A 9,165-nucleotide genomic window follows, 5' to 3' on the forward strand; every position below is an offset into this window, starting at 1 on the left:
CGCTGAAGCAGCCACTGAGGCACCTCAAGAGTCGCCGCAGATTATTGAGGTGGCGATTCCCTCGTCAGGGACGAAGACCATTACCGGCTTCGTGTACGATGAAGCCGGAGATGCAATCCCCGGTTCCACCATTACCATCAAAGGGAGCTCTCGTGGAGTAGTAACCGATGTGGATGGTTCATTCAAAATAGACGTTTCGCCGACGGATGTTTTGGAAGTTTCTTTTTTGGGGTACGACCTCTACACTGTGGCGGTGGGTGACAAGGCGAGTTTTGTGATTCCGCTCAAGCCCAAAGCGAATGAGTTGGACGAAGTCACCATTGTGGCTTTCGGCAAGCAAAAGAAAGAGAGCGTGATTGGCTCTATCACCACCATCAACACGAAGGATTTGAAGGTGCCCAGCAGCAATCTCACCACCGCTTTTGCCGGTCGTGTGGCAGGATTGATTTCCTACCAGCAAAGCGGCGAGCCGGGGCAAAACAATGCCAACTTCTTTATTCGCGGTATCACCACCTTCGGTGCTGACGCCAAGAAAGACCCACTCATCCTGATTGATGGGGTGGAATTGGGCACCGACGACCTCGCCCGACTCAATACGGACGACATTGCCTCTTTCTCCATCATGAAGGATGCCACTGCAACGGCTCTTTACGGTGCGCGTGGTGCAAACGGTATTATCATGGTGACGACCAAAGAAGGAAAGGAAGGAAGCGTACGAGTGAATGTCCGCGTAGAAAATTCCTTTTCCAGCCCCACGAAAAAGATTGCCACAGCTGACCCCGTCACTTTCATGAAGATGCAAAATGAAGCGATATTGACGCGCAATTCGAATGGTGTGCCGATGTATCTGCCGGAACAAATTCGAATGACGGAACAGGGGCTTTATCCCAATCTTTATCCTGCTACAGACTGGTATAGCACCATGTTTGACGATGTTATCAGCAACCAACGCGCCAATTTGAGCATCAGCGGCGGTGGAAAAGTTGCGCGCTATTATGTGGCCGCCAACATCACACAGGATAACGGCAATTTGAAAATTGATAACCGAAACAATTTTAACACCAATATCAGTTTGACCAAATATGCTATTCGTACCAATGTGAACGTGAATCTGACTAAATCAACCGAGTTGATATTCAGGCTTAGTTCCGCTTTTGACGAATATACCGGTCCCATTGACGGAGGTGCTGACATGTATAAAAAAGTGATGCAGGCAAATCCGGTGTTGTTCAAGCCCTACTACGAGCCGGATGAGCAGTATGCTTATGCGAAGCATATTTTGTTTGGCAATTATGGTACCGGCAATTACTTAAATCCGTATGCCGAAGCGCAGCGAGGCTACAAGGATTACAGTACCAACATGACCCTCACGCAGTTTGAAGTGAAACAGGATTTAGAAATGTTGACTAAGGGTTTGACTTTCAGGGTGATGGTCAATATGAACCGTTTTTCCGAATTTTCGGTATCCCGTTCATACAAACCATTTTACTATAATGTCAATGAATATGATATGTCGGACAACACGTATAGTCTTTGGCGGCTGAATCCGAACGAAGGCGGCGAAGATCTCGATTATAACCCGGGAAATAGAAACATCAATACGACCTTTTATTTGGAATCGGCGTTGGAATACAACAACACCTTTGCCGGAGCGCATCATATTAATGGACTGTTGGTCTATATCATGCGTCAGCAGAAAGTAGGACTTGCCGACGACCTGCAATTATCTTTGCCCAACCGCAATCTGGGCGTTTCGGGACGATTTGCCTACGACTATGACACGCGCTATTTTGGCGAATTTGACTTTGGCTACAATGGCTCCGAGCGGTTTTCCAAGAAAAATCGCTGGGGATTTTTCCCTTCTATAGGTGCTGCATGGATGATTTCCAACGAACAGTTCTTCGAACCGGTTAAAGAAGTTGTCTCCCAGTTGAAATTGAAAGGAACGTATGGCTTGGTAGGAAATGACGCTATTGGCAGCAATGAAGACCGTTTCTATTATCTCTCGAAAGTGGATATGGATATAGACAAAAATACCCGTTGGGGACTGACGGGCGGTGGACAAGTGAGAGGTGTAGAAGTTTCGCGCTATGCCAACGACGAGATTGGTTGGGAAAAATCCTATAAGACCAATATTGGATTAGAAGTAGCGTTTGTCAACGGACTCTCGGCGAATATTGACGTCTTCAACGAAAAAAGGACCAATATATTGCTCGACCGTACTATTCCGGCAACCATGGGTATCCTTCCCGCAGTAAAAGCTAATCTTGGTGAGGCGAGAGGACAAGGCGTTGATTTGGAATTGAATTACGAAAAAGTGTTCAATCCCAATTTCTGGCTCAGTGGTAGAGGCACCTTTACGTATGCTACCAGTGAAATTCTTTCGTGGGAAGAGCCTGACTACAGTGCCACGCCCTGGCTGTCGAAAATAGGTCAAAATATCAGTACCGAATACGGATATATTGCCGAGCGTTTGTTTGTCGATGATATGGAAGTTGCCGGTTCGCCTCAACAAGAGTTTGGTACTGTCATGGGCGGCGACATCAAATATCGCGACATCAACGGGGATGGTAGAATATCGGAGTTGGACATGGTGCCTATCGGCTATCCCACCGTCCCTGAAATCAATTACGGTTTTGGCTTGTCGGCAGGAATCAAAGATTTTGACGCCTCATTCTTTTTTCAAGGCTCGGCACGCCAGTCCTTCTGGCTGAACAACGACGGCAATGGGCGCATACAGCCGTTTCTCGACGGTTCTTACGACGGTAGTGGCAATGACGGTAAAGAAGGGCAAAATGCCGTTTTACAGGTGATAGCCGACAGTTACTGGTCGGAAAGTAATCGCAATGTGTATGCTTTTTGGCCTCGTTTAGCCAATACTCCTATTGAAAACAATACGGTACGCAGCACCTGGTTTATGCAGGATGCAACGTTTATCCGCTTAAAATCGGTAGAATTGGGCTATACCCTCCCCCGCAAAGTGTCAGAAAAGATGAAAATGAGCAATTTACGCATCTATCTTAGCGGAAGCAACTTGTTGTGCTGGAGCGCTTTCAAGCTGTGGGACCCCGAAATGGCAGGTAATGGCTTAGGCTATCCGCTGCAAAGAGTGATTAATGTGGGACTTAATGTAGGATTTTAAATAAAAAAAAAATAAAGAATATGAAATCAATTAGAAAATTTATTAGTAGAGACGTGGCGCGCCACGTCTGTACATTGGTAGCGCGCCACGTCTGTACATTCATAGTTGCGGTGATGGTACTCTTTCCATCGTGTGATGATTATCTGGATGTAACGCCGGACAATATACCTACCGTTGAAAGTGCATTTGCCGACCGATTTACGGCGATGCAATACTTGGGCAGTTGTTATTGGGCACTTCCCAGAATGGGTAATTTTACAACCAATCCTGCCTGGACAGGCTCTATGGAGATGGTGTCAAACAAGGAGTGGCAAAATGAACCCCACATGCAAGTGGCGTTGGGTAACAATACTGCGAGGGCTGCCCATTATCAGTATTGGGGAGGTACCGATGGCGCCGGCTCACGGTCGCTTTATGCCGGTATTCAGGAATGTAATACGTTTCTGGACAATATCGAACAAGTGACGGATTTGCCCATTGGGGAAAGAAACAGGGAGATAGCAGAAGCAAAAACCCTGAAGGCCTATATGCACTTCTGGTTGTTGTGTCAATATGGACCGATTTGCCCCTTGCGGGAAACTACTTCTACGAGTGCATCCGTACAGGGAGTGAAAGTCTATCGCGAAAAAGTGGACGAATGCTTTGCCTATATCATTCAATTGTTGGACGAAGTGATTAACAGCGAGGCCTTGCCTATAGCGATTGCCAATAAAACTTCCGAATTGGGGCGCTTCACTCATGTAGCCGCTTGCGCCTTAAAAGCTAAAGTATTGGTATATTGGGCAAGTCCGTTGTTCAACGGCAATACGGAGTATAGCGACTTTCTGGACCATAACGGCGAGCATTTCTTCAACCAAACCGAAGACCCGAACCGATGGACAAAGGCTGCCGAAGCTTGCCGTATTGCATTTGAGGCTTGTGACGCAGGCGGAGTACGGCTGTATCAATCTTCCGACTACGTTACACAAATGAAGATTTCGGATACTACACGCCGGGTAAATGTCTTGCGCAATTCTTTGGCCGAACTCTGGGCTTCCAATATGGAAGTAATCTGGGGCAATACATCCGGTTGGGTCGGGAATGATATGCAGTTAGCTGCTCAAGCTCAAGTAGAGACCGGTAATTCCAACGTAACGGGAAGACTGGGTGTACCGTTTTCTACCGTTGATTTGTTTTATTCCAACCATGGAGTTCCCATTGAGCAGGATACGGCATGGCTCAACAGCGGACGCTATGCCAATCGCTTCGCAGTGCGTGAGGGCGAAGATGACCATCAATATTATATTCAAAAAGGGCAAAAAACCGCAGAAATGAACTTTGAACGGGAACCCCGTTTTTACGCTTCATTGGGTTTTGACCGTGGCAAATGGTGGGGCAATACCTATAAGCTTCATACCGATGAGGAGACTCCTTATTTGAATAATTTTTGGGGTCGTTATTCTTCTTTCCGCGCATTAAACAATTACAATGCTACCGGTTATTTCCCCAAGAAATTAAGCCCTTTTGTAAGTCATTTTAATGATGCAAACTATTATGAAGTTCAGGGTTATCAGGCTCCTGACCTGCGCTATTCAGGTCTGTTGCTCTTCTATGCAGAAGCGCTCAACGAATGTACAGTGGGCGATTGGGGAGCTCCTGACCCTAAAGTATATGAGTTAATTGATTCAGTGAGAGCGCGTGCCGGATTGAAAGGTGTCGTTGAGAGTTGGAGAGATTATTCTACCATTCCGGCTAAGCCTTTGACAAAAGCAGGGATGCGTGAGATTATCCAACGCGAAAGGAAAATAGAACTGGCCTTGGAAGGGCAGGACTATTGGGACAGCCGCCGCTGGATGACCGCAAGGACAGAGCAGAACCGGGTAGTACAGGGCTGGAACGTGAAAGCAACGGATGAAGGAGGCTATTACACTCCAACGACGGTGTATATCCAACGATTTGTACAGCGCGATTACTTTTTCCCGATTCCTGAGAGCGATTTAATTAAGAATCCGCAACTCATACAAAATCCGGGGTATTAATTGTCTGAACCATGATTTTTACAAGATTTACAAGATTAGCATGATGAATACAAATATACGAATATCTTGGTAATCTTGAAAATCTTGACAAAATCACGGTTCAAGACAAAAGAAATTAGAAATTAATAATTTAAAAAATTAAAGAATATGAAAAATAGATGTTTAGTATTATGTATTACGACGCTTGCACTGGTTGCATGCGAGGAAAAGGTGCTGGGACCTACTGATAGCAGTCATGGCAAACCGGGTGTGGTTACTGAGGTGACAGTCAATCGATTGCCCGGAGGTGCTGATATTTTCTATCGGATTCCCGATTCTGAGGATTTGTTGGCAATAAAAGCGGTATATACCATCACCAACGGCACAAAACGGGAAGCTTCTGCCTTCTATTATGACAATCACTTGGTATTGGAAGGTTTTGCCGATACCTTGCTGCATGAGGCTCAACTTTATGCCGTTAATCGTGCTCAAGAGTTGTCAGACCCTGTAACCGTGCCGTTTCAGCCGCTTGAATCTCCGTTAAATAAAACGGTAAAATCCGTCAAGATTGAACCTGACTTTGGGGGAGCTAATTTTAGTTGGGTCAATACGGATTCAACCACGTTGACGTTTGAAATTTTGACTCCGGATAGCAATGGCAAAATGCAAACGGCAAGCATTTTCACTTCGAATAAAGATACGGTGAATTATATCATTCATGGATATGCAGCCGAACCGCGACAATTCGGGTTAGTAGTCAGTGATAATTTTGGAAATGCCTCCGACATGATTACTTCGCCCGAGGGATTTACGCCGCTTCAAGAAGACAAATTAGACAAAAAACTCATGAGCCTTGTACATTTAAATCCCGGTGACTCATGGCTGGACGGTTGGGGTTTCCTTGAAGAATCCCTGCTTGATGATGATGTTTCTACTATCATGCATTCGCGGCCCAGTAGTATGCCTGTCCGCTATACCATTGATTTAGGCAAAAAAGCGCAACTGAGTCGACTGGTGGTGCACAATCGGTTAATGGCTACTTATTACGTCAACGGCAACCCGAAATATTTTGATGTATTTAGGAATATTCCCGAAACTATTTCTCAAAGCGCAATTGCGAGTGAGTGGCAAAAAATTGCGACCTTCACAGAAATCAAACCATCGGGATTGGCTGGAATAGAGTCCACCTCAGCCGATAATCGTGTAGCAGCGCGAGGATTTAGCTTTGATTTTCCGCGTGATATGCCACCGACACGTTATCTGCGATTCGAGCATCCTTCTTCAGCTGCAACATGGGAAAATAAACAATATGTTCATATAGCTGAATTTACCTTTTTTGGGACATACGATGAATAAATTAAAAATTAAAAATTAAAAATTAAACACAATGAAAACAATGAAACAAATAGTAATTACAGTACTTGCCGGTATTACATTAACGGCATGTGACGGCATGATGGATTTCCATCAAAAATATGTCGAAGGCGGCGAAATAGTTTATCTGCCCCCGCCCCAGTCTGTTGAATTTTTGGCAGGAAAAGATAGGGTAGTGGTGAAAATAGCATTTTATAATTCGCCCAATACAAAAAGCATAGATGTGTATTGGAACAACGCGCAGGATTCACTCATCTATTTGCTTCCTGCACCGCTTTCTGCCGGTGCAGATACGGTATATGTCTCTGTGCCGTTGGAGGAAGAAAAGGGGTACAATTTTACAGTCTATTCTACCGATGCTCACGGAAACCGCTCTCTGCCTAGCACCGGCTTTGGCACTGCCTACGGGGCAATGTATCAAAGTTCATTATCGAACCAACCCATGCGTCGGATTGCGCTCTCCGATGACGGCGGAATGTTACAATGGTCATTGAAGTCAGAAGGTTTATATAGTAAAGAAGTTAGCTATCGGAAGAACGACAATCTTGACTCAGTCGTTACAACACCGGCTGATACCACTACTACTATCTTGCCGAATGCAAAATCGGCATCCCAAGTGACTTACCGCTCTTCCTTTCTGCCTGAACCGACTGCCATTGATACTTTTTATACGGCTTGGCAGCAATACGAAACTCCATTCCCCGCAATCATTCTATTGAATAAAGCCCACATGACCGCGGTTCTCTGTTCGTCAGAACAGGTAAACGACGGCGGAGGTATGCAATCCATACTCACCGATGATCCGACTACTTTTTGGCATTCAGGGTATCAGGGTACAGTTCATCAGTATCCACATTGGATTGTTGTTGACATGGGTAAGTCGCACAGTAATATCGTTAAAATAGAACTCTTTCGTCGCTTAGGTAATACAGATACGAAAAACGTCAACATTTATGTCAGTGCTACCCTGGATGCCCCGGCCAATCCTGTTGTCGCGCCTTGGCAATATCTTGGAAATGTTCTTTTCACATACGATTCTTCTCCCTTGTATGAAAGTGAAACGCTTGACATACCGTCGGGCACTGATACTAGCGGACGCTATCTGCTGCTGTACCTGCCCGATGGCAATAGAGCTCCCTATAATTCGCTCTCGCGGTTGGATATTTATACGGATTAGCAGACCGTAGATAGGAAATTGTAGGGGCGCACCTGTGTGTGCGCCCCTATAATTATCTGTCTGCCGGGAAATACAGCATTGAAATCCGGGCAGATGCCTCAAAATTTTACGGTGACCAGTTACCCCGGATGGGGTATAATTTCGATAACCCCGTACAAGCGAAGCGCCCACCATATCCTCTCAACGCAGCCTTTTCCGACTTTCCACCTCTTGCAACACACTCATTTGCATTCAGATGGTGAATAATTTGCATGCCGCGGTCGCCAACAAAGATGACCTCATCAACGCCAAATTCATTTTTTAGCAACTTTATCTGCTCGGGAACCGTGGTGCTATCGGCTGTATTGCCCTTGAAAACCTCCACTTTGAGCGGAAAACCATTCGCATCGCTAATCAAACCAATGCAAATCTGCATTTTTCCCATTTTCTTATCCCGATTGTACCCAAACGCCGCCAATTCATTCTGCGTACCCTCAAAATAGGTGCTGGTGATGTCGTACAGGTAGATGCGGCGACCGGCGACCTTGTGATATTGAAACCACTTTTTGTCCACCTTTGTTCGGCGAAACGCAAGTGCACCCAAAGCACTGTACAAATCGTCCACTTTCATATTTGGCTTGTTAAATCCAAGTAAATCAGCAATATACGGCTCCCGATTCAGCCAGTTGTAGATGTTCAATTTGCTGCCTCCGGTAACCAATTTGCCCAAAATCATGCTCATCACAAGGGCGGCATGCGTGCTCGGAAGTGTCTTTTCCAGCACCTCGTCTATCCGCAATTGTTTCATTATTTGGTGCACAAAAAACAGATAGCCGTAATCAGTACACTTGCCGACAGCAACTTCTTTAATCGGTATAAGTCCCTCTTTATCAGACTTTAACATCCGTTCAATGCCCACTATTGTTTCTTCCGGAAGTAGCGAAAGATTGCAAAGAACTTTCGTTTTCACCTTGCCTTCTTCGCGATATTTATGGCAAAGAAGCGTGGCAGTATAGATTTTCCCTGCCTTCCCTTTCGTACGATTGCGTTGTATATACATATCAATTTCGTTTGAGGCTACAAAAGTACACATTATTTTATTATCAACCAAATAATTAAATGTTAAAAATACTTAAATATTAGTTGCTACAAAATGCAGCTTTTTTGGCATAATTGTTTGATTGTTAGCGATTTGATGAAGTAAAACCCGTTTAAACCCCTCGAATTCGAGGGGTTTAGAAAAGATGCCGGATTAAATGCTTTTACATTGTCGCCACAAAAGTGGATAGACCGGACTAACGCTATCGGTTTAATCTCAAAATCAGGCAGATATGGTGGCACTTATGCACATAAAGATATAGCATTCAAAACTCATTGATGACGGGCTGGCGCAAAGCGAGCGTCTGGTGAAACTAAACCAAATAGCCATCCAGCAAATGAGTGTGTTGCAAGAGGTGGAAAGTCGGAAAAGGCTGCGTTGAGAGGATATGGTGGGC

Annotated in this window: 5 protein-coding genes and 1 pseudogene; 5 read left to right on the forward strand and 1 reads right to left on the reverse strand. The window is 45.2% G+C overall.

All coding sequences use genetic code 11. The features are described from left to right. Positions 1 to 49: 49 nt before the first annotated feature. From ASC50_RS03340 to ASC50_RS03355, 4 genes are all read left to right on the forward strand, one after another. On the forward strand, positions 50 to 3,142 hold the full coding sequence (locus tag ASC50_RS03340) for a SusC/RagA family TonB-linked outer membrane protein (protein WP_226995370.1): 3,093 nt from the start codon (positions 50 to 52) through the stop codon (positions 3,140 to 3,142). 20 nt (positions 3,143 to 3,162) lie between these two features. Next, positions 3,163 to 5,160, forward strand: a complete 1,998-nt coding sequence (locus ASC50_RS03345; RefSeq protein WP_056928708.1) for a RagB/SusD family nutrient uptake outer membrane protein — start codon at positions 3,163 to 3,165, stop codon at positions 5,158 to 5,160. A gap of 147 nt (positions 5,161 to 5,307) precedes the next feature. Continuing rightward, a complete protein-coding gene (locus tag ASC50_RS03350; protein ID WP_082592065.1) occupies positions 5,308 to 6,495 on the forward strand; it encodes a DUF4959 domain-containing protein in 1,188 nt (395 codons plus the stop codon). A 31-nt stretch (positions 6,496 to 6,526) separates the two neighbouring features. Next, a complete protein-coding gene (locus ASC50_RS03355; protein WP_082592066.1) occupies positions 6,527 to 7,690 on the forward strand; it encodes a DUF4998 domain-containing protein in 1,164 nt (387 codons plus the stop codon). 106 nt (positions 7,691 to 7,796) lie between these two features. Here ASC50_RS03355 and ASC50_RS03360 read toward each other — a convergent pair whose 3' ends face one another. Next, positions 7,797 to 8,762 carry an IS1634 family transposase gene (locus ASC50_RS03360; RefSeq protein ID WP_158648356.1) on the reverse strand — a complete coding sequence of 322 codons (966 nt, stop codon included), beginning with the start codon at positions 8,760 to 8,762 and terminating at the stop codon, positions 7,797 to 7,799. Between the two features lie 111 nt (positions 8,763 to 8,873). On the opposite strand from ASC50_RS03360, the pseudogene ASC50_RS07475 reads away from it, so the two are divergent. Beyond that, positions 8,874 to 9,038, forward strand: a pseudogene (locus tag ASC50_RS07475) (KilA-N domain-containing protein); the annotation flags it as partial. Positions 9,039 to 9,165 lie beyond the last annotated feature (127 nt).

The organism is Candidatus Symbiothrix dinenymphae, assembly GCF_001431085.1.